The organism is Halomonas sp. MCCC 1A11062, from assembly GCF_021404355.1.
GTDB classification, from domain to species: Bacteria; Pseudomonadota; Gammaproteobacteria; order Pseudomonadales; family Halomonadaceae; genus Halomonas; species Halomonas aerodenitrificans.
The window spans coordinates 22,118-45,984 of sequence record NZ_JABFTW010000024.1 but is presented as its reverse complement, the minus strand read 5'-3'; the positions used below and the strand labels follow the sequence as shown (position 1 = coordinate 45,984).

Annotated in this window: 26 protein-coding genes; 5 read left to right on the top strand and 21 right to left on the bottom strand. The window is 59.0% G+C overall.

The window, feature by feature from the left end:
• Positions 1-60: 60 nt before the first annotated feature.
• The gene (locus HOP58_RS19280) at positions 61-396 is read right to left on the bottom strand and encodes a hypothetical protein (protein WP_234261250.1); all 336 of its coding nucleotides are present in this window, start codon (positions 394-396) and stop codon (positions 61-63) included.
• Positions 397-556: 160 nt separating this feature from the next.
• Between HOP58_RS19280 and HOP58_RS19275 the strand changes: the two genes are divergently transcribed.
• On the top strand, positions 557-1,447 hold the full coding sequence (locus HOP58_RS19275; protein WP_234252577.1) for a LysR substrate-binding domain-containing protein: 891 nt from the start codon (positions 557-559) through the stop codon (positions 1,445-1,447).
• A gap of 37 nt (positions 1,448-1,484) precedes the next feature.
• Here the strand turns inward: HOP58_RS19275 and HOP58_RS19270 are convergent, their stop codons facing one another.
• The 3 genes from HOP58_RS19270 to HOP58_RS19260 all read right to left on the bottom strand — a co-directional run bounded on the left by HOP58_RS19270 (position 1,485) and on the right by HOP58_RS19260 (position 3,560).
• Positions 1,485-1,682 carry a hypothetical protein gene (locus HOP58_RS19270; RefSeq protein ID WP_234252578.1) on the bottom strand — a complete coding sequence of 66 codons (198 nt, stop codon included), beginning with the start codon at positions 1,680-1,682 and terminating at the stop codon, positions 1,485-1,487.
• A 206-nt stretch (positions 1,683-1,888) separates the two neighbouring features.
• Positions 1,889-2,497: a cell wall hydrolase gene (locus HOP58_RS19265; RefSeq protein WP_234252579.1), complete on the bottom strand. Its 609-nt coding sequence runs from the start codon at positions 2,495-2,497 to the stop codon at positions 1,889-1,891.
• A gap of 100 nt (positions 2,498-2,597) precedes the next feature.
• Positions 2,598-3,560: an arsenic resistance protein gene (locus HOP58_RS19260; RefSeq protein WP_234261249.1), complete on the bottom strand. Its 963-nt coding sequence runs from the start codon at positions 3,558-3,560 to the stop codon at positions 2,598-2,600.
• A gap of 92 nt (positions 3,561-3,652) precedes the next feature.
• On the opposite strand from HOP58_RS19260, the gene HOP58_RS19255 reads away from it, so the two are divergent.
• The gene (locus HOP58_RS19255) at positions 3,653-4,321 is read left to right on the top strand and encodes a glutathione S-transferase family protein (RefSeq protein ID WP_234261248.1); all 669 of its coding nucleotides are present in this window, start codon (positions 3,653-3,655) and stop codon (positions 4,319-4,321) included.
• Positions 4,322-4,331: 10 nt separating this feature from the next.
• On the opposite strand, the gene HOP58_RS19250 is transcribed toward HOP58_RS19255, so the two are convergent.
• The 6 genes from HOP58_RS19250 to HOP58_RS19225 form a co-directional block, all read right to left on the bottom strand.
• Positions 4,332-5,396 carry a calcium/sodium antiporter gene (locus HOP58_RS19250; RefSeq protein WP_086511062.1) on the bottom strand — a complete coding sequence of 355 codons (1,065 nt, stop codon included), beginning with the start codon at positions 5,394-5,396 and terminating at the stop codon, positions 4,332-4,334.
• Positions 5,397-5,458: 62 nt separating this feature from the next.
• Positions 5,459-6,202, bottom strand: a complete 744-nt coding sequence (locus HOP58_RS19245) for a carbon-nitrogen hydrolase family protein (RefSeq protein ID WP_234261247.1) — start codon at positions 6,200-6,202, stop codon at positions 5,459-5,461.
• The gene (locus HOP58_RS19240; RefSeq protein WP_234261246.1) at positions 6,199-7,158 is read right to left on the bottom strand and encodes a DMT family transporter; all 960 of its coding nucleotides are present in this window, start codon (positions 7,156-7,158) and stop codon (positions 6,199-6,201) included. Before HOP58_RS19240 ends, HOP58_RS19245 begins: the two co-directional genes overlap by 4 nt.
• A gap of 168 nt (positions 7,159-7,326) precedes the next feature.
• Entirely contained in the window at positions 7,327-8,586 is a 1,260-nt protein-coding gene (locus HOP58_RS19235; RefSeq protein WP_234261245.1) for a hydroxymethylglutaryl-CoA reductase, degradative, read from the bottom strand.
• A 55-nt stretch (positions 8,587-8,641) separates the two neighbouring features.
• Positions 8,642-9,994, bottom strand: a complete 1,353-nt coding sequence (locus HOP58_RS19230) for a tripartite tricarboxylate transporter permease (RefSeq protein ID WP_234261244.1) — start codon at positions 9,992-9,994, stop codon at positions 8,642-8,644.
• A 2-nt stretch (positions 9,995-9,996) separates the two neighbouring features.
• Entirely contained in the window at positions 9,997-10,230 is a 234-nt protein-coding gene (locus tag HOP58_RS19225) for a hypothetical protein (protein ID WP_234261243.1), read from the bottom strand.
• A 158-nt stretch (positions 10,231-10,388) separates the two neighbouring features.
• Between HOP58_RS19225 and HOP58_RS19220 the strand changes: the two genes are divergently transcribed.
• Positions 10,389-11,771, top strand: a complete 1,383-nt coding sequence (locus HOP58_RS19220) for a PLP-dependent aminotransferase family protein (protein ID WP_234261242.1) — start codon at positions 10,389-10,391, stop codon at positions 11,769-11,771.
• An 8-nt stretch (positions 11,772-11,779) separates the two neighbouring features.
• On the opposite strand, the gene HOP58_RS19215 is transcribed toward HOP58_RS19220, so the two are convergent.
• Together HOP58_RS19215 and HOP58_RS19210 are read right to left on the bottom strand one after the other, a co-directional pair.
• Positions 11,780-12,448 carry a dihydrofolate reductase family protein gene (locus HOP58_RS19215; RefSeq protein WP_234261241.1) on the bottom strand — a complete coding sequence of 223 codons (669 nt, stop codon included), beginning with the start codon at positions 12,446-12,448 and terminating at the stop codon, positions 11,780-11,782.
• Between the two features lie 112 nt (positions 12,449-12,560).
• Complete coding sequence (locus tag HOP58_RS19210) at positions 12,561-13,073, bottom strand: OsmC family protein (RefSeq protein ID WP_234252590.1); 513 nt, start codon at positions 13,071-13,073, stop codon at positions 12,561-12,563.
• A gap of 170 nt (positions 13,074-13,243) precedes the next feature.
• Here HOP58_RS19210 and HOP58_RS19205 point away from each other — a divergent pair, with 170 nt between their 5' ends.
• The gene (locus HOP58_RS19205; protein ID WP_234261240.1) at positions 13,244-13,984 is read left to right on the top strand and encodes a dienelactone hydrolase family protein; all 741 of its coding nucleotides are present in this window, start codon (positions 13,244-13,246) and stop codon (positions 13,982-13,984) included.
• A gap of 616 nt (positions 13,985-14,600) precedes the next feature.
• Here the strand turns inward: HOP58_RS19205 and HOP58_RS19200 are convergent.
• The 8 genes from HOP58_RS19200 to HOP58_RS19165 all read right to left on the bottom strand — a co-directional run bounded on the left by HOP58_RS19200 (position 14,601) and on the right by HOP58_RS19165 (position 22,560).
• On the bottom strand, positions 14,601-16,169 hold the full coding sequence (locus tag HOP58_RS19200) for an SAVED domain-containing protein (RefSeq protein ID WP_234261239.1): 1,569 nt from the start codon (positions 16,167-16,169) through the stop codon (positions 14,601-14,603).
• 459 nt (positions 16,170-16,628) lie between these two features.
• Positions 16,629-18,353 carry a ThiF family adenylyltransferase gene (locus HOP58_RS19195; RefSeq protein WP_234261238.1) on the bottom strand — a complete coding sequence of 575 codons (1,725 nt, stop codon included), beginning with the start codon at positions 18,351-18,353 and terminating at the stop codon, positions 16,629-16,631.
• 2 nt (positions 18,354-18,355) lie between these two features.
• Positions 18,356-19,387, bottom strand: a complete 1,032-nt coding sequence (locus tag HOP58_RS19190; RefSeq protein WP_234261237.1) for a nucleotidyltransferase — start codon at positions 19,385-19,387, stop codon at positions 18,356-18,358.
• A gap of 235 nt (positions 19,388-19,622) precedes the next feature.
• On the bottom strand, positions 19,623-20,639 hold the full coding sequence (locus tag HOP58_RS19185; RefSeq protein ID WP_234261236.1) for a DUF2235 domain-containing protein: 1,017 nt from the start codon (positions 20,637-20,639) through the stop codon (positions 19,623-19,625).
• A 155-nt stretch (positions 20,640-20,794) separates the two neighbouring features.
• A complete protein-coding gene (locus tag HOP58_RS19180; RefSeq protein ID WP_234261235.1) occupies positions 20,795-21,364 on the bottom strand; it encodes a GNAT family protein in 570 nt (189 codons plus the stop codon).
• Complete coding sequence (locus tag HOP58_RS19175) at positions 21,354-21,623, bottom strand: hypothetical protein (protein ID WP_234261234.1); 270 nt, start codon at positions 21,621-21,623, stop codon at positions 21,354-21,356. The genes HOP58_RS19180 and HOP58_RS19175 overlap by 11 nt, the downstream gene beginning before the upstream one ends.
• A gap of 29 nt (positions 21,624-21,652) precedes the next feature.
• Complete coding sequence (locus HOP58_RS19170) at positions 21,653-22,009, bottom strand: DUF1801 domain-containing protein (RefSeq protein ID WP_234261233.1); 357 nt, start codon at positions 22,007-22,009, stop codon at positions 21,653-21,655.
• 149 nt (positions 22,010-22,158) lie between these two features.
• The gene (locus tag HOP58_RS19165) at positions 22,159-22,560 is read right to left on the bottom strand and encodes a RidA family protein (protein ID WP_234261232.1); all 402 of its coding nucleotides are present in this window, start codon (positions 22,558-22,560) and stop codon (positions 22,159-22,161) included.
• Positions 22,561-22,733: 173 nt separating this feature from the next.
• Here HOP58_RS19165 and HOP58_RS19160 point away from each other — a divergent pair, with 173 nt between their 5' ends.
• Positions 22,734-23,327, top strand: coding sequence for a TetR/AcrR family transcriptional regulator (locus HOP58_RS19160; RefSeq protein ID WP_234261231.1), 594 nt, complete (start codon positions 22,734-22,736; stop codon positions 23,325-23,327).
• A gap of 48 nt (positions 23,328-23,375) precedes the next feature.
• Here HOP58_RS19160 and HOP58_RS19155 read toward each other — a convergent pair whose 3' ends face one another.
• Positions 23,376-23,726, bottom strand: coding sequence for a VOC family protein (locus HOP58_RS19155; protein ID WP_234261230.1), 351 nt, complete (start codon positions 23,724-23,726; stop codon positions 23,376-23,378).
• Positions 23,727-23,867: the final 141 nt, after the last annotated feature.

Sequence of the window (23,867 nt, the reverse complement as noted above, 5' to 3'; positions counted from 1 at the left end):
GGTGTTGCTCCTCGCTGTGCTGACGTTGCCCGCACCCTACGACCTCAAGCGCAGCTGAGGTCAAGCGCTGGGCTCAGCAAGGCTTTTCCTACGCTGCACGCGACGCTCGGCCAGGGCTTGCTCGGCATCCTCCTTCAGCGGCAGGCGCGAGGCCCACAGGATGTCGTCGCGCCGATGGTTCATGTCGTCGAGCATGTGGTCGTCGTGGGCCAGCAGCGGCAGATAGCGCTGGCGAAACCGCCGTCGACGCAGGTAGCGGTGAATCCGGGTCTCGATGGCATGGATCAGCCCCAGAGGCGGCATGGCCGGCATGTAGAAGTCCGGCTCGGGCGGCGGCGTGGAATGCTTGGCTTGCGTCGGCTTGGGCTGATGATGCAGCGGTTCGTACTGACTCATGTCGCACCTCCTCACGGGCCGCCACAGGCTGGCTGCCGTGATCTCGCTTGAAAGTGAGTGGAGGGTCGCGACCTCTTGCAGGACAGTGTCGCGCTTGCGATTGGATCAATCCAACGAAAAAGACTAGAGTCTCCTTTAAGAGAAATTGAAAGGTGGAACCATGACCCAACTGCCCCCCACCACTCTGCACTCGCCGCTGCCGCTGCTCGACACCGACGTGCTGCGTACCTTCGTGGCAATTGCCGAATGCGGCAGCTTCACCCGGGCCGCGCGCCAGGTGTTTCGCACGCCCTCGGCGCTCAGCATGCAGATCAAGCGTCTCGAGGAGACGCTTGGCCATGCCCTGTTCGTCCGTGAGGCCCGCCAGGTACGCCTCACGCCCGAGGGAGAAACGCTGCTCGGCTATGGCCGGCGCCTGCTCAAGCTCAACGAGGAGGCGGTGACGCAGTTCCTCGCCCCCAGCGTGTCGGGGCGACTGGGATTCGGTACCACCGATGACGTGGGCACGCGCATCCTGCCTGGTGTGCTGGCGCAATTCGCCCGCTCGCATCCGGCGGTGCAGGTCGACGTGGTGGTGGGCAGCAGCCGTGAGATGCTGGCCCGACTGGAAGCCGGAGAGCTCGATCTGATCCTGGTGACCGCCGGCAACCCGGGGCAGGAGATACGCGGCGATATCGTGCACAGCGAACCGCTGGTGTGGGCGGGGCGGGAAGGCGGGCTTGCCGCGCAGCGCTCGCCGCTACCGGTGGCGCTGGCGCACTCCGGCTGCGCCTGGCGGGGCATGGCCCTCGAAGCCCTGGACCGGGCCGGCTTGAGCTACCGCATCGCCTACTCCTGCGAGCACTGTGCCGGCCAGGAGGCGGCCATGCTCGCCGACCTGGCGGTGGCGCCTTTTCCGCTGAGCCTGGTACGACCGCCGCTGAAGCGCATCGATCCCGGTCTGCTGCCGCCGCTGGGTGAATATCAGCTGGCGATGGTAAGGCGGCCCGGTGCCGATCAGGCATGCGAAACGCTGGCAGGGCAGGTCATGGCGGCTTTTCAAAAGCTCTGAGCCTCTCTGCCAGCGCGATTTACTGGTGGCCGGCAGGTCAGCCGCGCTCTTCCCGAATACGGTTGAGTTGGCGCTTGATTTCGGCCCGCTCGAGTATCAGCAGGTCGAGCAGTTCGTCCCGCTCATGTCGGTTCAGCCCTTCATCGCTCATCAGGCCATCGAGCAAGGCTTCGATATCCGCTTCATGTCGGGTTTGGGGAACGGCAGCGATACTGGGGATCAGTGAGACGATCATAGGCGTTACCTCCTGCAAGTTGCCCCTGGGATGGCTTGAAATGTCAGGGGCTTTTTTATTCTTTTTGTAACTGTATGGTGAGTTCCTGAAGCGTGGCCGGTCAAATCCAGGCGCACCGAAACCGTGCCGATTCACGCATTCTTCCAAAAAATCGCAGGCAGCGGCCATTGGTCGGGCTCGGTTCCGGTGAGTTCGACCCTCTCCGATCACTGCGCCGTATCGTTGGGACGGTAAAAGAGAAACGCCTCGGTTTCGATGGTCAGTAGAAACTCATTGGCCCAGTTGGGCTGGACCGTGCGGTCGTGAAAATAGAGCGCGCCATCGGTGTGGTCGGGCAGCTCCCGGTTCAGCGCTTGGCGTGCCACCTCCCTGGCCACCTCATAGGCATCGCCTTCCACCACCTCATCGGGGCGCCCATCGCACCACCACGAGAACTGGCACGGGCTCTGCTCCGAGCCCTGCTTCACCACCTCGCAGACGGTATTGGGAAACTCCTCGCTGGCCAGGCGGTTGATCACCACGTTGGCAACCGATTCCATGTCGCGGCCCTGTACTCCCTTGGCTTCCCAATAGATGCTGCGCGCCAGGCAGGTAAGCGGCTCTTCCAGCGGGTCGCTGCCCTCTGGATCGATGACTTGAGCCTCTTGCTCCTCGAGCGGTTCCACCGGCTCGCGGACCTCAACATCAGGCGCCACGACCTGCTCCAGTACCTCGGCTTTGCGTACGGCTTCTTCTGCCTGCACCTCAGTGTCGGCCAGCACGGTTGCAATGGGCAACACCAGGGAAAGCCAGCCGGCCAACAGGGGAAGGCGCATGGGGGAACCTATGTTTGTCGTTATGGTTCGCAAAGGGGAGTCATTGCGTAACGAGTATAGCGGTCCGGATGTTCTGCTCCGTAGCAAGGCCGTATGGTTTTCATCCTACGGTAGGGAATAGGCGGCGTGGCACCCACCACAGGAAGAATGCCATGCCGATCAGCTCCACCAGCGACTGGAACACGATGACGACCACGGCCAGCTCGTAGGCGGCGGGCAAGGAAAGGGCCAAGGGAAGCACCACGAAGGAGTTGCGTGTACCCAGGCTGAAGGCGAGTACCCGCCCCTGGGCGTTGGGGAGTTTCCAGATGGATGCCAACAGCCGAGCCAAGGCGGCCGCCAGCAACAGAAAGCCGACGAAGGCCAGTAACAGCCCGCCGAGCAACGGCAAGGAGCCGACAACGACATTCACCTGGGTGGCGGCAATGCTGAATACCACCAGTGCCAGCAGCGGTACCGGTAGCCAGCCCAGTCGCTCGATGATGGCTGCGCGTGTGAGGTTTCCCTGAGCCCACTTCTCGGTAATGAAGGCCAGCAGCAAGGGCAGCAGAATCAGCCCGGCAAAGGCCAGCAGCAGCTCACGCTGAACCAGGGCGAGGCGTAGGCTTTCGTCGAGGAACAGCCAGAGGTAGAGAGGCAGCAGGGCAAGCTGCAACAGCAGGCTCACCGGGGCGAAGGCGATGGCGTACTGCGCCTTGCCGCCACCCAAGTGAGAGAAAGTGATGAACCAGTCGGTACATGGCACCAACAGCACCAGCAGCAGGCCCAGGCGTACCGCCGGCTCGGTGACGAACAGGTTCGCCAACCCCCAGGCGATGAGCGGCAGCAGGACGAAATTGCCGACCACCGCCGCGGCCAGAAAGCGCGTATCGCGCCAGGCGGCGCGCAGCTGCGTGAGCGGCACCTGGGTGAAGGTCACGTAGAGCAGCGCCCCCAGCAACGGCCACAGCAACGCTTCCAGCACGCCGACCCGCTGCGGCAAAGCGCTACCCAGCGCCAGGCCCATGGCGATGAACGCCAGATAGACCAAGACCTGATACTTCTCGAGCGTCTGGCGTGTCAATCTGAAGGGCTCCCTGGCAGTGGCGGCTCAGCATCGCGCAGCCGCTTCGTGCCTGTAAAGCCAATACGTTCAAGGACAGACCGGAGGCCGCCATGATCACACTCCATCACTGCGTCAGCGCTCGTTCGTTTCGTCCCCTTTGGTTGCTCGAGGAGATCGGAGTGCCCTATGAACTGGTGATGCACGATTTCCCGCCCCGGGTACGCGATGAAGCCTTTCTCGAAATCAATCCGCTGGGAACGGTGCCGGCGCTGTTCGACGACAGGGTGGAGATGACCGAATCGGCGGCCATCTGCCAGTATCTCGCCGGTCGCCATCCTCAGGCGGGTCTCGAGGTAACGCCGGACGACCCCGCCTACGGCGACTACCTCAACTTCCTGCACTTCGGCGAAGCGACGCTGACCTTCCCCCAGACCCTGGTGCTGCGCTATGGCCGCTTCGAGCCCGAGGAGCGCCGTTCGCCCCAGGTGGTGGAGGACTACTCACGCTGGTTTCTCTCACGCCTGCGTACTCTGGAGTCGCGCCTGGAGCGAGAGGCGTTCGTCTGCGCCGGGCGCTTCACCGCGGCCGACGTCTCGGTGGGATATGCGTTGCTGCTGGCCAGCTACATCGGCCTGAACGAGCGCTTCAAGCCTGCCGTAGCAGCCTATTGGCAGCGCTTGCAGGAGCGTGAGGCCTTTCAGCGGGCCAAGGCCGTCGAGCGGGAGGCAGCCATGGCCCAGGGCGTTTCCCCCAAGCCGGCCATGGACATGCTGGGCTGAGTGTAAGGCGCTACTCGTTCGCTCTTCGGCGCAGCTCGGGTACGACCAGCACGGCCAGAGTCAGGGCGGTGATCGGCAGCACGAAATAGAGCATCAGGGTACTGAAACCGGCTAGCGCATCGTGGTGGGTGGCAGCCAGTACCAGGTAGGCGGTATAGGTCACGTAGTAACCCAGCAGCACGGCCCCTTCCCAGCGATTGATGGCGCTGGCGGTGAAGCAGATCGGCAAACAGGCGATGGCTACCGCGACCATCACCGGCAGGTCGAGGCTGAGCATGGCTTGGGTCACGGCGATGCCGGCAGGGGCAATCAGGGCGGTGATGCCCAGCACGCCGAGCAGGTTGAAGATGTTGCTGCCCACCACGTTGCCCACGGCGATGTCCCGCTGGCCCCGCAGGGCAGCAATGATCGACGTCACGACCTCGGGCAGCGAGGTGCCTGCCGCCACCAGGGTCAGCCCGATCACCTGATCGCTGACCCCGAACCAGCCGGCCATGATCACGGCCGAGTCGACGAACAGGCGTGAGCCGGCCACCAGCATGGCAAGCCCACCGATGACGTAGAGTGCATCATGCCATCCGGGGCGGGCCAGAGCCTCGCGGTCGGCTGCCGGCTCGTCGCTGGCCGCCTGGCGTTTCCCCTGCCAAAGCAGGAAGACGGTGTAGACCACCAGGCCAAGGACCAGCAGCCCGCCGTCGAGCCGGCCGACGCTGCCGTCCAGTGTCATCACCAGCACCACCAGGGAAAGCACGATCATCAGCGGAATATCCAGGCGGATCAGCTGCTGGGCCACCGCCAGAGGCACGATCAGCGCCGAGACGCCGAGAATGAACAGCACGTTGAAGATATTGCTGCCCACCACGTTGCCCATGGCGATGCCCGCCTGACCGTCCAGAGCAGCCTTGAGGCTGACCACGAGCTCCGGAGCGCTGGTGCCGAACGCCACCACCGTGAGGCCGATCACCAGCGGAGGGATGCCCAATCGCGCCGCCAGGCGCGACGCACCTTGCACCAGGCCCTCCGCACCCACGATCAACAGCCCCAGGCCGAGGGCCAACAGCAGCAGCGTCACCATTCGGGAGTTCCTTGCCTTGAAAGGGTGAGAGACGAACGAGCCGCAGGGAGAGGCGGAAGCGTTCAGGCCGCCGGTGCCGCCAGGCTCATCACCCGGGCGTTGAGTGTGGCCGTGTCGAGCATCAGCATGGCTTCCTGTTCGCCGTCCAGGCTGGCGACACGCTTGCCGCGGTCGATCCAGGCCGCCGAGCGGCCCCCGCCGGCATCGCCGTCGCAAGGCCCCACGCAGTTGGCCATCAGAATCGTCATGGCGTGAGAGCGGGTGAAGGTGGCGTAGTAGGCATGCGCTTCGTCCATGCCCGGTGCGAGCTTGGCCACGCTGGCCAGGTAGACGTCCGCCCCCAGGCTGGCCGCCGTGGCGACATGGTCGGGCTGCAGCGACTCGTAGCAAATTGCCACGGCCAGTCGGTGCTCGCGGGTTTCGATCAGCATCGGCTTCTCGCCGGAGGAGAAGTAGGGCAGTTCATCGTCATGCAGTCGTTGCTTGGCATAGGCCTGGCGCCCCGAGTGGGGCTGAAACACCACCATACCGATCTGTGGTTTCGCCGAGGTGACCAGCGGCAGCCCCACGCCGATCACGATCTCATGGGTGTCGCTCAGGCGCTGGAATACCTCCAGCCGCGGGTCTTCCGGGTGGGTGGCAAGTTCCTTGGCCAGCGTCGGCTCATAGCCGGTCAGCGAGAGCTCGGGGAAGAAGATCAGCTCGGCTTCGTGCGCTGCCGCCAGTTCGATGAACTCGGTGTGGCGTGCCACGTTCCCTTCGATATCGCCCGTTGTCGAGGCGTACTGCACGGCACACAGCTTCATCGGCCCGCTCCCTCTCGCCTGGCTTTCCGGTAAGCGTAAGCCATTTTTCGAAACCACCATAACGGCCTGCCGTCGATGGCCGCAAGCCCAAGCCCGATCAGCCCCATGCCGGCCAGATGGCGCCACTCCAGCCGCTCGCCCAGCACCAAGATGCCCAGCAAGATGGCGCTGGCCGGAATCAGGAACGTGACCAGCAGCAGGTTGGTCGCCCCTGCGCTTGCCAGCAGGCGGAAATAGATCAGGTAGGCCAGCGTGGTGGAGAATAGCGCCAGGCCGAACACCGCCGCCCAGGTATCCAGCCCCGGCCAGGGCTGCTGCCAGAAGCGCTCAACCAGCAGCGCCAAAGGCAAGAGCACCAGCGCTGAAGCCGTGACCTGCCCGCAGGCGGCCACCAGGGGCGAGCAGCCCAGTGCACCAAAGCGCCGCCCGAACACCCCGGCAAAGGCATAGGAGAGCGCACCGGCCAGCACCGCAAGCTGCGCCCACGAGTGGCGGGTGGCACCTTCGTGAACCTCGGCACCCAACATATACACCACGCCGGCAAAACCGATTGCCACGCCCGCAAGGCGCGCCGGGGTGAGAGGCTCGTCGCGGGTCAGGAAGTGTGCCACGACGATGGTGAAGAAGGGTGTGGTGGCGTTGAGTATCGACGCCAGGCCGCTGGCGATATGCCCCTGACCCCAGGCAATCAGGCTGAAGGGAATCATGTTGTTGAGCAGGCCCATGCCGAAGAAGGCCATCCACAGCCCCGGGTCGCGCGGCATGCGCTGGCCCAGCAGCAGAATCAGTACATGCAGCGCCAGCGCCGCCAGCCCCACGCGCAGCGCCACGATGGTGAGCGGCCCCAGCTCCGCGACCGCCACCCCGACGAAAAAGAAGGAGCCGCCCCACAGCACCGACAAGGCCAGCAACAACACCCACTGCGTGAGCCCCATGCTTCGTTTGATCGTCTTCATCGCTGCACTCCGGTTGGTAATGAAGCCAACCTAGGGCAGCAAGGCGACGAGGGAACTCCGCTTCTTGCGCTGGAAGTCGCACGGGCGAGAAGTGGATGTCGCAACTCAAGAAAAGCGCCCGGCGAGCTGAACTCACCGGGCGTCCAAGAGGCTGCTATCAGGAACGGCTCAGCGCTGGCGCAGCTTGGCCAGTTCGCTTTCGGCAACGTCGACCCGCACGCTGCCTTGCTTCACCAGCAGCTCGGCGATGATTGCCACTTCATCGCCCTGGGCACCGGCCATCAGGGCGATATTCTTGGCATGCAACGCCATATGGCCCTTCTGAATACCGGTGGTGGCCAGCGCTTTCATGGCGGCGAAGTTCTGCGCCAGGCCCACCGCCACGATGATCCGTCCCAGGCGTTCGGCCTGGTTCACGCCGAGAATCTCCAGACAGTAGCGGGCGGTGGGATGCGCCCGCGTGGCACCACCGATCAGACCGACCGGCATCGGTATCTCCAGCGTGCCGGTGAGATTACCTTCGCCGTCCATCTCCCAATGGCTCAGCGAGCGGTAGCGCCCCGTGCGTGCGGCGTAGGCATGAGCGCCGGCCTCCACGGCGCGGGTATCGTTGCCAGTGGCCAACACCACGGCGCTCACCCCGTTCATGATGCCCTTGTTGTGGGTGGCCGCCCGGTACGGATCCATATCGGCGAAGCGATAGGCCGAGAGCATGCCGTCGCGCACCTCCGCGCCACCGATCTGGTCCAGCCGCCAGGTGGCTCGCGCTCGCATAAGCCGCCGATCCGCCAGGTTGGAGAGAATGCGCAGCCGACTTTTGCCGCCGCTCCACTCCGCCAGCGAGGGCGCCACCGCCTCGGCCATGGAGTTCACCGCGTTGGCGCCCATGGCATCGCGCACGTCCACCAGCAGGTGCACGATCAGCATGTCCTCCAGCACGCGCACCTCGAGATCGCGAAAGCCGCCGCCATGCTTGACCAGCACCGGATCGGTGGCATCGCAAATCCGGCGAATCTCTTCGCGTGCCGCCAGCAGCTTGAGGCGCGCAAACTCCGGGTTAGGCACCTCGACGAGCTGTACCTGGGCGATCATCACCGGTTCAGCGGCATCGGTGACGAAGCCGCCGGAGTCGCGACACTGGCGCGCCGCGTTGCACACCGCCGCCACTACCGAGGACTCCTCCGTGGCCATCGGCACCAGTTGCTCCTCGCCGTCGATGATCAGGTTGGTGGCGATACCCAGCGGAATGTTCAGGGTGCCGATCACGTTTTCGATCATCGAATCGGCGGTTTCCGGCTCGAGGTTGCCCATGTTGCCGAGATGCGCCACGCCCGCGTCGTCGAGGCCGGCGATCTCGGCCACCTTGGCAAGTCGCTCACTGGGCGAAAGCTGATAGAAGCCGGCGATTCGGGAAGTGCTATGAGCCATGTCGATACCTGTCAAAAGCGATGAAAGAGACGATGTGAAGAAAAGGGCCCGAACCTCAGGCCAACAGCCCCATCAGCCACGGAGCGGCGTAAAGCGTCATGAACTGCACGCCGTAGTTCACCCCCCAGCGGTTCAGCAGACCCGCCACCAGGGCCAGCACCATCACGCCGAGAATGCCCATCACCCCGGCATCCATGTACGCCAGCAGCATCACCAGGGCGAAGAACATGGCGAGGAAGGCCTCGTGGGGAATGTGGCGGAACACGAAGACGCAGATCTGGCGCGCGTAGCGCACCGCGATGGGGTAGGTGATCAGCAGCGCGACGGCGGCGCCGAGAATGCTGGCGATGGCAATCTCCGAGAAGCTCATCAGGTGATGGGCGTTCTGCTCCAGCGTCAGCACCGGCGGGGCATTGAAGAAGGCGTTGCCCGGGCCGATGGCCATGGGACTCATGGGAATGCCCAGCGCCGCCAGCGGGATCAGGATGCCGGCGATATAGGCGGCGTTGGTCACGGCGTCCATGGAGGAGAGTGCACGGCTGGCCTTCTCCACGGTGCCCTTCACCCAGCTCGACATCACTTCGCCGAGGAAGATGGTGATGCCCACCGGGCTCATGAAGAAGGTGACCGAACCCAGCACCGAGCTGGCGGCGGCGGATGTGGTTTCCTGCCGCGTCAGGATGCGGAAGGGGTTGGGTATCCGGTGCTCCTCCTCTGTCTTGTAGATCTGGATGGTCTTGGGCTCGGCCACCGCCATCGCCTGGCGCTCGCGGTTCACCAGCAGCTGCGCCAGGTTGAACATCATCGGGCCGATGGTGATGCCGAGGAAGAACGAGATGAACACCACTCGCCCCTCGGGAATCACACCCATGCCCCAGTAGAAATGGCGCAGCGCCTGGATCAGCGCCGCCAGCACCACGATGCTGACCAGGCTGATGACCTTCTCGCGGCTCATCAGTGCCAGGAACACAGCGCCGAAGAAGAAGATCTGGCTGGCATACTGGCCCAGCACGTCGGCCAGCGGCGTCAGCAGGAAGGCGAGGAACAGGCTGATCGGCACCGCGACCAGTGTCCCGATCACCGAGCCGGAGGCCATCTTGCGGATCGCCAGGGTAGCCTGACCTTCGCGCTTCAGCGTCATGGCGTGCTCTACCATGGGTGCTGACATCACGCCGCCGGGAATGCCCGCCACCGATACCGGAATCGAGTCGGTCAGCTTCTTGGCCACGATGGCCGCCATGAAGAAGGAGAGCACCACCGGTAGCGGAATGCCGGCCACCACCAGCGCCAGCGTGACGGGCGCCAGCACGGCGGTTTCATCGGTACCGGGCGCTACGCCGATGGCGGTATAGACCACCACCGCGATGAGCGCGGCGATCAGCATCTGCAACAGCATCATCGGGTCCATGCTCACGCCTCCCCTTCGATGTCGAGGCGGCGCTTGGGACGGAACAGCAGCGCGCTGATGAAGAAACCGACGATGGCACCGGTAATGCCCAGCACCAGCGGCCCGGGGGCCGGCCACGGTGCGAGCAGAAAGCCACCCAGGCTGAGCAGCGTAGCGATGGAAAGCGAGATGAGCAGATCCCTGCCCGAAACCGTATCGTCCCAGACATTCAGGAAAGCCCTGTCTTTGGCTGGCATGCGAAACTCCAGATGAGTCGTTATTGGTGTTATGAGCCGTTGCCGGCTGTGCCAGCTTCAGCAATACGAGGAGACAGAATAAGGTACAGTAGTGGAAATTGTTCCAAGTACTGTGTCCTCAGTATGAGGGGTACAGTTTTGCTGCGTATGAGGTAGGCATGACCAAATCCGGCCAGGTCGCCGAAACCCTGCTCAAGGCCATGGACGAAGGGCGGCTGGCGCCGGGCGCCAAGGTTGCCTCCATTCGTGAGGCGGCGCGGCAGTTCGGCGTGGCCAAGAACACCATCATCGACGCCTACGACCAGCTCGTTGCCATGGGGCGCCTGCAAGCCCGCCACGGCTCTGGCTTCTTCGTCTCCCAGGCACGCCCCCTGGCCACTGGGGAGGAGCGCGAGAGCCTGAGTGAAGCCATCGACAGCGTCTCGCTGCTGCGCGAGCAACTGGTGGGAAGCTTTGCCGTGCGCGCCGGCGACGGTCGCGCCCCGGCAGCATGGATGGGTGGCCTCGATCTCACCCGGGCGCTCAAGCGGCGCGGACCGGAGCAGGACGAAACGCACTTCGAATATGGCATGCCGCAAGGCTTCGAGCCGCTACGCGATGCCATCGCCCGGGTGCTGGCGGGTCGCTCCATTCATGCCGCTCCAGAGCAGGTGCTACTCACCTTCGGCGCCAATCACGCCTTCGATCTGATCATCCGCCACTTCGTCGACGCCGGCGACAGCGTGATGGTGGAAACGCCGGGCTACTACCCGCTTTTCGGCAAGCTACGCCTGGCGCGGGCCAAGCTGGTGGGAGTGTCGCGCACCTCGGAAGGGCTGGACCTGGAGGAGTTCGAGCGCAAGGTGCGTCAGTACCGGCCGCGGCTGTTCTTCCTGCAACCCAACGCCCACAACCCCACCGGCACCAGCATGTCGCTGAGCAACATGCACCAGGTGCTGAAGATCGCCGAGCAGTACGGTGTTGTGCTGGTGGAAGACGACGTGTTCGCCGACCTGTTGCCCCAGGGGAGCGCCCACCTGGCGGCGCTGGATGGGCTGGAGAACGTCATCTACGTGGGCACCTTCTCCAAGACGCTCTCCACTGGGTTGCGCTCGGGTTACATCGCCGGCAGCCGCGCGCTGATCCGCTCCCTCACCGACATCAAGATGCTCACCGTGGTCAACTCCTCGACCTTCATCGAGTCGGTGATCCACGAGCTGATCGTGAGGGGCCGTTACCGTCGCCATCTGGTGCAGCTTCGCGAGCGGGTAGCCAAGGCCAGCGCCAGCGCTCGCCGCGCCCTGCGTGAGGTGGGCATCGACGATGTCAGCGGGCCCGGCGGTGGCTACTACCTCTGGGCACGGCTGCCTGCCGGCATCAACACCCTGGAGCTGGCCAAACGCGCCACGGAGGAAGGCATCTTCATCGCTCCCGGCGCCATCTTCTCGCTGCGCCCGGATGGCATAGACGGCACCGCCATGCGCATCAACGTCGCCTACGCCAACGACTACCGCTTCCTGGAGTTTTTGCGCGCTCAGCGCGGTGGAGCCTCGCGGCGTTGAGGTCAGCCTTAGCCTTCCCGTTGCATCTTCTCACGCCGTGCCACTTCGGCCTCCGTGGGTGGATCCATGGCGAAGTCGCCGGTCTGCACCGCACCTTCGCGCTCATAATGGGCAATCACCAAGCCGTTGGGTGACACCCGCTGGGCGGCGAGCTTGAATGCCGCCGGGGCTGTGCCATCGTCGAACAGCTTCTTGCCTTTCCCCAGCACCACGGGGCAGATGAACAACTTGAGTTCATCGACGAGATCGTTGGCAAGCAGGGTGTGTACCAATTCGGTGCTGCCCTGGGTGATCAGCGCCGGTCCGTCCTCCTGCCTCAGTCTGGCAACATCGGTGGCTGCATCGCGCAGCGCCACCGAGTCTTTCCAGGTCAGCTCCAGGCCTTTTCGGGTCGCCACGTACTTGGTAATCGAGTTGAAGGTCTTGGCAATAGAGTCGTCCGGTCCTTCCTCGGCATAGGGCCAGTGGGCGGCGAAGATGTCGTAGGTCTTGCGCCCGAGCAGCAGATCGAAGGGCTGACCGAACAGCTTGTCGATCTCCTCGCCGAATACTTCATCCACCAGTGGTGCCACCCAGCCGCCGTAGCGGAAACCGCCGGTCGGATCTTCCTGTGGCCCACCGGGAGCCTGCATGACACCGTCCAGGGAAACCATCGCGCCAACGATCACTTTACGCATGTGCTGATTCCTCGTGGTTTGTTTGTTCAGCCAGTATTCGAACGAGCTGCTCGGGAATCGACAGACTGGCGATGAACGGCGGCGACGGGTGGCTGGGTGTCAGGTACAGGGCTCAGCTCGTTGCGGGCTTGCGAGCGACCGACAGAGCAGGGGGATGTGCCAGCGTTTGGTAGACAACGCAGTACCGCTCCGTCAAACGCAAGAGAGTATCGAGCTGCTCTTCCGTGGCATCGGTGTCGAGGGTGATTTGCAGCCGAATAGCCTGGAAGCCGACGGGAACTTCCTTTGACACCCCGAGGGTTCCGCGAAAATCGAGATCGCCTTCCGCCTGGAGCGAGGCATCCCGTAATTCGATGCCGAGTGACGTGGCGACGGCGTTAAGCGTTACCCCAGCGCAGGCCACCAAAGCTTCCAGCAGCATGTCACCGGAGCACGCGCTCTGACCGCTCCCGCCCGTGGCGGGATGCAGCCCGGCCTCGACGAGCGCTTTGCCGGTCTCGATTCGGCAGCTGACACCTTCACCAAGACGCCCTTGCGCACGCAGAGTGATCAGAGCGGCATCCGGTGCCTCGCGATAACGCTCTTTCAGAGGCGTCTGGACGGAGCGCAACTCTTCAGCCTTCATGACCCTCTCCCTATGCTTGTTATGGCGGCATGCTTGTTGTGGCGGCACGGCAGCCGTGTATCCAACACCTCAATCAAAATAGGCTAAGGTACTCAAGCTGGCCAAAATCGGTTCCTTTGCCACATTCGCCCTGACGTCATCCATTCGCCATCGACAACCGGAGCTCGCTCATGTCTCGCGCCATCGAAATCCCCGCTGCCGACGGCACCATCGATGCTTATGTGTTCACGCCCGAGCGTACCGAAGGCCCGCTGCCGGCCGTGGTACTGTTCACCGATATCGGCGGTCTGCGCCCCTGCTATCACGAGAAGGCCCAGCAGGTGGCGGACCACGGCTACGCCGTATTGATGCCCAACGTCTACTACCGCAGTGCGCGTGGCACCGTCGTGCCGGAGGGCAAGTCCTTCCGCGACCCGGACGTGCGCCCGACGCTGTTCGGCTATGCCGGCCAGCTCACACCCGAAGCACAGTCCCGCGACTTCGCCGCGCTGCTGAAATGCATCGATGACGAGCCCGAGTTCGCGGATGGCAAGATAGGCGTGGTGGGCTACTGCATGACCGGCGCCTTCGCGCTGCGCATGGCAGCCGAACACCCTGACCGTGTTGCTGCTGCAGCCGGCTTCCACTCGGCCAACCTGGCCACGGCCGATGACCCGAACAGCCTCGTACACGTGGTCGGCACCATCGAAGGACGCGTCTATCTCGGTCACGCCGACAAGGACGAACTGCTACCCCCCGACCAGATCGCCCGCCTGGACGAAGCCCTGGCCAAGGCCGGCGTGCACTTTACCACCGAACTCTACAAAGGCGCCGCCCACGGCTTCACCGCCAAGGACGCTCCGAGCTACGACGCAACCGCCGATGCACTGCATCACAAGCGGTTGGCGATGTTGTTTGGAGAGGTGTTGTAGATGGGCGGCGTGTTTTGCGGCCCTGAGGATGGGTCGCGGTGGGGGAGAAGTATCTTTGGTGAAGGAGTAGGGTGTTGATGGTTTCCTAGCTTGTGTTTTCTTTTTGCCAGAAGCGGACATATAGGAAATGCTGATAACGTTTGAATTCACCGGCAGGCGCAGCCTTTCGCACAGGTCCGGTGGTATATTTGTTATACGCGGCGTAGTACCGGCCAGCTAATGTGGAGACGCCATGCGCTCTAAGTGTCTTCCTAACTTGGAATACTAGGTGGCAACTCCGGTGGCCGATATACTGAACAATTGCATGTGGCGAACACTCAGCATTACCTGCGGCGGGTACGGCCGGCGACCGTTCTCGCCCTTGGGATAGTAGCGAGCTACCTTCTTCTCCAACTTCGTCCAAGGGATCAGCTGATCCATGCGTTCCAGGAACTTCTCGCGGCGGATCTTGCGATTTTTGTTCTGAAACTCGGCGTCGGAAAAGCTGATCTGACTAATGGCGTGACTCTCTTTCCGATTGGTGGCTCTGTTGTTGTTGTCTCAAATCCTAGTGCTTTTTCAGGAGGTTCACTAGTATTTGCCATAGATTAAATAGTATTCGTTACAATATTTTGTTTTATGCTGGTAATGTTAGGCACAGCCTGCTCTCTTGATAGGTGATATACAGACGCGGTTTCATGATCCCGTCGTCAAAATCATAGATTAAAAGTGAAGGTTGGTAGAGATCGACAGCTTGACCAACAAACACACTCACAGCGTTGGATGCACAGATGAGTAAGTTTACTTTTCTGATAGAAAATTTATCGTACAGCCTTAGAAACAATGCGTGCAAGTCAGCCCGTAGTTGTTTACCATTTTCAGGGTGAGGAATAGCAGCATTTCCATACTCTAATGCTTTTATTTCAATTACAGGCATTCTTATTTTTTTTGCGGTCTTCTTCATGGCCTCAGGATACTGAGTCATCGCAATACAAATTGTTACTTCACTTTTACCATTAAGTTCACCCTCATCAAGTGTAATGCTGTAGGGTTTAGGCACTCCGGATTCTTGTGGCCACATCCAGCAGCCACCGTCTCGAAATCGTAGCATGGGAGTGATCTCACACTTATTGCCCAAGCGAGCGCCTAAACCAACTAAAGCAGGCATGGGGCCGAATGCAAACAAAGCAGCCTTGTGAGATTCGTTCTGAGTTTGCTGTATAATATCTTCTGCTTCACCATTGATGATGTCTGCCATGTCTCTTTCGAAAACTTCAGCGCGTTTCCTGTAATGGCGCTCATTGTGACTCAATCGATTCAGTCTCCCAGTAGACCGTGCTCTGATTCGAGACATACTATTAGCAATATCACGGTCATCAGGTTCAGAGACAATATGCCCGCCGACTGGCCACAAAACAGAAAAAGCTGGCATTGGCTTAAAACGAAGTCCTTCTAAAAGAGACTGTACGGTATGCATGAAGCCTGAGCGTATCTGAGACAATCGAGCTGCATCAAAATCTACAGCTGCAACTTTATCGATTAGTCGGTGATGCTTGTCACAGAGAACAAGCACATTCTCTGGATTATCAGATTGATAATCTGACAAATACGGGACCCCGCGAGGCCCGGACTCTGAAGATGCAATGATGTGAGCATTGTAAGAAAAGTTACCTGAGTACCCAGTAAGATCATCAACGTTGAGATGTTCTCCACACCCCTCAAACATGCAGTAACCGTGGCTATCCCGCGCTAGCCTTTCCAGCGTTCCTTTGCTAAAAACCTTCCCTCTCCCCTTCAGTTTTCGGTTTCCCCATAATGCCCGTAAAAAAACTAGGAACTCCTTTATTGAAACATCCATTGACTGAGCCTGATGCTCATTCCAAACGGCGAGTACAGCCTCCATTGAAGCCAAATCTTCCCTTTCTAAACGTTTTCCTTGCATGTGGCGTACGTGAACATTACAGACTATGCCTAGCTTGTTTAAAGCTACTTCAATCTCATTCAGAACTAAGTTGAGGCGCAGACTGACACGCAGCCTATCACTCGATAGGATAATGAGCTGGTTATGTGCTAATTCGTCAGTTAATACGCCGCACTCTCTCCATTTTGGTAGTTTGCCAATGGCATTAATAAACTCGTCCATTTTTTCATGTGATTCTAATGGGTCGTGCTGCGCCTGATGAATATTTACAACTTCTTCGCTCATAACGGTTCCTCACATATGCGCTCAAAATCTTTTCCTGCGCGGTTATATATACAGAAGTGGCTTATGCCCACTATAACGAAGATGAGTTTCCTATCTGGATTGCGTGCGCAGCAAGCACGCCAGTCCTCTAGGTCAACATGTGACGGACAAGGTCTTGGCTCCGGGTGAGAATGCCATGTCCCAAGGTAACCCGATGTCCCTTGGGACTTTTTGAAATGATCGTCGACCACCTCTTGATGACGAGCATCTCTCAGTGCAAAGGACGTTCGTGTTGCTCCGTCCTCGGCTAATGGTGTCGTACACGCCTCAATCCAAAATTGTGAGGCATCATGATTTTGACCCCCTATTAGCACACCAAATGCCTCAGGTTTTCCTCTCGAATCTTGCTTCAAGGCTTGCCAGCTATCTAATACCGCATTAGTTACCCATACTATAATATCGTTGTCTTTGCTTAAATATTCAATGGTTGCAGACATCACAGTCCTCATTGAACAAAGGAAGCCTTTTCAGTGATTCTTTGAAATGGTAATATCGATGTGTAAGTTTTATATTTTCAGACTGGACATCATTATCATCTCCCTTCCAACTCACTTTGCAAGAATCTGCTTGCCTACCTTCTAAATAGCGAATCGCTAGGCTAGCTGCCATAGTGGCGGTTTGCGCTGAACTAACTGCACCATAATTAATAAACTGGCTCCCACATCCAGCAATACTCTTCATCACATCTTGATTCGCTTCTATGAAGTTCAAATTTGACTGCAAGCCCCGCGATCCATCATTAAGATCGACATAGGCACACAATAAACATCCTTCCTTTCCACAGGCATCAAGCACTGCATGGCCGCCTACCCCATACCCTTCAAGCCAGCAATTAAGTGTCGTAACATTAATATTGTTGTCTAACAGATACTGTTTAAAAAAGCGTTCATGAGTAGGGTTGCCAATAGCTATAACAATTAGGTCATAAAAATCGAGGGGGTACTTTTGAGAAAACTCAATTAAAGATTTGTAAGAGTGGCGAGCGTCAGACCAAGGGAACTGCGCATGACATTGATGTACCATTCCTATTGCCTTTGGCATATCTATATACGCTTGAGGAAGTACGTGGCGATAAAGGTTATCAATCTGATAGCAATCAGGATCAACCAAGTGTAAATGCCTAATACCCGCAGCAGCTAGCTTATGCACAATTTCACTACCAACCGATCCAATCCCTACGACAGCAACTTTTTTATCAGCCAACGACGTAGATCCACCGCCTCTTTGTACGACATTTTCCTGATTAAACACTCTTACACTGATAGGGGTTAGCCTCCACTTATTGAGATTGCCGGTTGATAAAGGCAATGTTCTCCTTTTTTCACAGTCGAGTCTTATTGCGAACCATGTTCGGTTCTCATCGACAGTAATTGCGGTAAAGACAAGCCAGTAGTGCTTATCTCTCCACTGACCAAATTTCCCACACAGCTGGCGCAATGTTGCATCTGGCAAGCTATTAATTGTATTGAGATACCACTCTTCAATTGGTTCATTTGAGTTCGGAGCTGGTGTCAAATTATCAATAGGTATGACAATGGCTTTGCCAGCCAGCTTCCTTTGTAGTCCCTTTGTTGCGAAATGCATCTCACTAAGCTCAGAAATTTCTGAGTCTGATGGATGTGCAACGTTATAGCTATGTAGACCATATGGCACTTTCTCCAGTGGCTCATAAACATCTACTCTTTGCAAAATTGGCTGACTAAAATTGATCAGCAGAGGTTTTTTTTCTTTATCGCAAAGAAAAAGCCAATTGCTATAAAATTCTCTTAAAAGCTCTCTTTCATTCCACGCAGGATCTGTTATCACCAACTCCAGTAGTTCTGTATGGCGCTCAAGTGAGTCTTTAAGCAACAATAAGGGCTGATCAAAGTTCACAGAGATTGACTCGGGCGCATTAACACATACTACGCCGCATTCTGTATCTTCGATGCTTGCAATATTTACGTGGGCTAGCTTGCCAAACTTAGATGGCTCTAATAATAAAAATTTAGGCAATGATAAAAACCGATCTTCCATGACAAGCAACAACTTTACAACATGGTCTGATATTCTGAGTGAAACAATTACCGTTGCTTTCCCACAGAACTCATAAGGATCACACTGGAATCCCTGCTCCGTGAGAAACTGATAGACTTGGTTTTCCAACATCACGCTCCCTGTGACGTCCCAACCGAGCCCGCACAGCTATATGCCACCTTGGCAGCTTCGTTTCTATTAGACTCCTCAGCGGTCTCAAAATCGTCACCCAACAGTTCTCTCAGTATGTCGCATTGCTTTTTCAACGACTCTTCTGTTAGTGCATTATCTAGCTTCCGCAACATTACATTCAGCTTATTCCAGAACTGCGTCCCAGTCTTTACACCACTGTTGTCAAATATATCCCTGTAAGGTGTAACAGGCAGGTTAACTTTGACCCGATAATTGCCATCAGGCAGCTCTTTAAAATACCCCCCATTAAGGATAGCCGCTACTGTGTCACGCAGTGCTTGAAGATCGTTTGGCTTCCCTTCCTTGTCCATTGCCGGTTTAAACTGTTCCTTCAACATAACAGTGATTCCAATTGAATAGACTTTCTTCCTCGCAGCATCTTCAAATTTTTCATCGCGCCAACGCTTCATGTAGCGAACCAGGCGCTTATACTGACTCAGCTTATCTTCACTTGAGCCAATGTAAGCAGATTTATCATTGATGTTGTCGATAAGTCCTTTCGGGTCAGATGGCGACCACACTTTTACAGCATCGCCTGAGTTACGCTTACCTACCGCCAGCTCATAGCTGTCGCCATTTCTCCTATACACAACGATATCAACATGAAGGTTCAGGTTAGCATAGTCTGCGGTTACGCACGGCATCTTTATTTTTGCGTTCTTGAAGCCACGTTTTTCCAAAACACTGCACACCAATTTCTTTACTTCGACAGGGTCTGCCGGTGCAGTAGACGCATCAATTACTAGCGCTCGGTCAATGTCAAAATCGTTTTTTGGGTGTTTGATCGTTGTAGAAGTCTTTAGTGAACCTTGTATAAAGGTTTCTACGACTGGGTGGCCAGCTTCTTTAAATTTTTCTTTTAGAGCAGCGCAGATGCTGTCATCTTTTTCTCTAGCATCTCTGTATTTGCTATCCTCACGGCTTAATTTTATTGCATCGTGGAACTTTCTAAAATTTCGTTGAGTAGACATACCTTTTGCCTCTTGATTTTTTATAGTTTGCCAACAAGAGGCAAACCTTTTGATGTTGTTGTATCACAGAGTTAAGTGCCTTAACCACCCCACCCCACTAACCAGAACAATGGCAGCGCCTGGTGGATCAACAGCACGTCAACGGCTTGTCAGCTCCGCAATTTTGTAAACAGCAAAACATCGACTATACCAGCTTCTTCTGACACGTCCGCTTAGGGCCAAAAGCCGCCACCCCTCACCCCACCAACTCTACCTTACCCCAATCCCCTCCCAACGAATCGAGCAACTTCTTCAACGCTGGGCTCTTGTAGGTGAAGTGCGGGTCGTCCCAGCGCTGGCGCACGCTTCGGTGCACGCAGGGTTCCAGCGTGCGTTGCTGTGAGCGGCGCATCACGCGGTAGAACCCTTTGTATTCGTTGTGCTGAATGCCGGTATGGCGCGGGTTGAGGGCGCTGTGGAAGTGCGGTTCGAGGGCGAGCCCGCAGCTTTCGGCTTCGCTGGCCATCCACTTACCGGCGAAGTCGCCGAGTTCGCGCTTCTCGTAGCCGCCGCCGATATCGGTGTGCACGCCGGCGAACCACACCTGTTTCAGGTCGATACCGGGCTTGGGCGTCCACAGGGTGGGCTCGAAGTCCTGGCGGTTCTCGTCGATGGAAACGGCGTGGCGGGCGTGGCGAATGATGCTGCTGGGGGCGGTGTCGTGGAACAGGTAGCGGGAGGTGCCCAAGGTGCCGAGAAACGGGGCGGGTATGCCCAGCGAGCCAACGGTGTCCCACACGCCGATGAATTCGATCTCTGTCTTGTCCGCTACGGCATGCTTGCGGCGAAAGTCCGTGGCCTTGCGCTCGGCGGGGGCGGAGCTCTTGGGGCGTTGACGATAGAGCTCGTAGGCCTCGTTGACTCTCTCGGCGCACTCGCGCCGGAGCAGGCCGCAGTTGCGGATCAACCCCGCCAGGGAGCGAACGGTGTAGGCGCCGCGACTGAAGCCGAACAGGAAGAGCTGATCGCCGGGCTCGTAGTTGTGCACGGCGAAGCGATAGCAATCCATGATGTTCTTGTCGATGCCGGCGCCGGTGGCGCCACCGCGAATGCGGTCGCCTTCGGTGCCCACGCCTTGGTCGTAGTAGACGACTTGCTTGGTGTCGGCCTGGCAGCAGGGGGCAATGCCGCGTGCCAGGCGCAATACGTGCGTGGGGTTCTCGCTCTCGGCGCATTGCCAGGTGCCATCAGCGCAGATGACGATGCGTTTCATCCTGCTCCCTCCCTGCGTGCCTCTTACAAACGTAATCACGATGTTTCAGTCCCGCTACGCGAATTGACCGAAAACTGACCTGAGTCTTAGGAATTGACGTCATGGCTTACGCAGGTGTAGCAGAAGGCTTACGACGAAGGTGAGGATCCTTTCTTTCATCGGCACCGTGCATACATGAAGCAGGCACGAGGTTCAGCGCCGAGGTTGGGATGTACCACGTAGCGCTCGAGGCGGCCTTCACGATGAAAGCCGCACTTTTCCAGCAGGCGGGCAGAAGCCAGATTATCCACATCGCAGGTGGCCTGAACGCGATATGTCTCAGGTAGAGCCAGGCAGAGCTCGGTCAGTGTCGTGAGTGCCTCTGGCATGAGGCCGCGCTGCCAATAGCGGCGTGCCAGCACATAGCCCACATCGACAATATGTCCCCTTGGCCGGGCATCCAGCATGCCGATAGGTTCGTGCTCTGCATGCTGCAAGGTCATGACGTAGGGAAAGTGGGTGCGCGCTTGCCAGCCCTTTATGCAGGCATCGACGAATTGCTGCGTTTCGGCGAGTGCCTGGTGTGGGCGCCAGACCAGGTAGCGGGTAACTTCCGCATCGGTCGTGTACGCCTGATTCAGGAGCGGCGCATCGGTGGGGCGGGGTTCCCGCAGGACAAGCCGCTCCGTTTCGATACGTGAGGGAAGCATGGTGTGGCCTTGATTGCCGGGCGTCTCACTCATCATATGAGACATTCGAGCGAGGTGCGTTGGGCGCCTGTTCATCCAGCGATTGCCGGTACTTGATGCAGCCTTTGATGAACTCTGGCCACTCGGGTACCACGGGAACCGGGTCGGTCTTATCGGGCAGTAAGGCCCACAGTGCCGGATGGTGCCAGCACAGGTCGTGTCCGCTGCAGTCTCGGTGCTCGCGGATGCCCTGGCGGAGCCGTTTGGCTTCGTCGATCAGCTCCTCGCGGGTCATTCGTTCGAGATCTTCATCCATGGGAGACTCCGTATAGTTGCCGGTGGTTGTCACTCCAGCTCGGCGAGCCTGGCCCTTACCAGATCCTTCAGCAGCGCTTCGTCGACCTCCCAATCGACAGGTATCTGAAAGCAGTTCTTGAAGACGACGTAGCCATCCAGTCGTGGCTTGAACGCTTCGATGATATGCGGGCTCCACGCCGAGAAAGTGAGATGGTTCTTGTGGGCGTCGATGCCGGCGACGTACTGGCCATCGTGGTGAATGGTCGGCACGTTCCAGGCAATCTTCGCTTCCAGTTCGGGGAACTGGTCGAGTATGAAGTCGACGACAGCTTTAAGCGTACTGGCTTTCGTGGCGTCAAGAGAGGCCAGGTAGTCTTCTACCGAGCTGAACTTTGGGGAGGGCATGATATCCGGCTCCTCACGTGACGGCCTGGTGGCATCGGTTGGGTGCACGCTGCAGTATTGTTGAGCGGGCTGGGGTGCGCAATTTTGCGGCTCACTCGTTGGCAGCCCACCGCCTTGCCAGGGCGATGGGCTGCCGGATGGTGCCGTGGTTATGCGGCCGGCTGTGGAAGCTGGGCGATCACCTTGATTTCGAAGTCGAAGCCCGCCAGCCAGTTGACGCCGACGGCGGTCCAGTTGGGGTAGGGCGGCTCGCCGATTGCCTTGGTGCGAACCCTGTCGATCGCTTCCCACTGGGCAGCGGGATCGGTATGGAAGGTGGTGACGTCGACGACATCATCGAAGGTGCAGCCGGCGGCTGCGAGAACGGCCGAGAGGTTGTCGAAGGCGAGCTGGACCTGGCTTTCGAAATCCGGCTCGGGGGAGCCGTCCTCGCGGCTGCCGACCTGGCCTGAGACGAACAGGAAGTCGCCAGAGCGGATTGCCGCCGAGTAGCGGTTGATCTCATAAAGTGCCTGCCTTCCGGCAGGGAAGACTGCATCACGTTTGGCCATCGTTCTACTCCGGTTCTGAAATCGGTGGTTGGTGCTGCCAAGCCGGGCTTTCCTTAACCCGGTCGGCATTGATATACGGGCCGTATGTGAATTATGCTGGGCGCATACGCGGCGTATGTCAATACACATACGCTGCGTATGCGAAATTTTAAGAGTGAGCGTGAGGAGCAGGCGTGGCGACGAAACGTGCGCAGAAGATGGAGGAAACCCGGGCCAAGCTCATTCGGGCCGCCCGAGAGGCCTTCGCGAGCAAGGGCTATGCTGCGGCCTCGATGGATGAACTTACCGCCGAAGCCGGGCTGACCCGCGGGGCGCTCTATCACAACTTCGGCGGCAAGCAGGGCCTGATGCAGGCGGTGGTCGATCAGATCGACCAGGAGATGGTAGAGCGCATGCTGGTCGCTCAGGCTCGCGCGGCAAGCCGCTGGGAAGGGTTGCTCGAAGAGGGCGTGGCCTATATCGAGATGGCGCTGGAGCCGGAAGTCCAGCGCATCATGCTGCTGGATGGCCCGGCCGTGCTTGGCGATCCATCGCAATGGCCCAATCAGAACGCCTGCCTGCTACGTACCACGCAGACCATTCAGGCGTTGATCGATGAAGGCACGGTCAAGCCGGTGGATGCGGAAGCCGCCGCGCGCCTGATCAATGGCGCGGCACTCAACGCTGCCCTGTGGATCGCCGCCGCCGAGGAGCCGCGCGCCGTGCTGCCGAAAGCCGTGGAGGCGTTCCGGCAGCTCGCAACGGGTTTGCTGCAAACCGAGGGGTGAGGCCATAAGACGAGCCAGACAGGTCGATGCCTGGCTGGGGCGGTTCACTTACTCATGCTGCAAGACGTTGATGAGCTTGCCGAAGGGGTCGCGAACGTAGAACCGTCGCACGCCCCAGGGCTCGCTGACAGGGCCGTACTCGATGGGCACGCTCGCTTTCTCGAAGCGGGCCAGCGCCGCTTCGATATCGTCGACTTCGATGGAGAGATCGGGCACGTGAGTGCCGGAGCCGCCTTCGATGCCGAAGCTCACCTGCACCGTCATCTTGGCGTCCGCGCCGTAGGTGCGGAACCAGCCGTGGTCCATGAGCAGGTCGAGGCCCAGGATGTCGCCGTAAAATGCCGCTGCCTTGTCGAGCTCCTCTGTCGCCGTGTTGGCCATGATGCGTTTCACTTTCATGATCGCCTCGGGGTGGTTTGTTGTGTGTTGTGAGTGCTATGCATCCGGCTGCGAAAGGATTAAACATAGTCGCTTCGCCATCGTGCTGCCTGTTCTATCCTTTTCTTCGGCCCGTACTGTTCGGGCACCTTTCCACCCCCG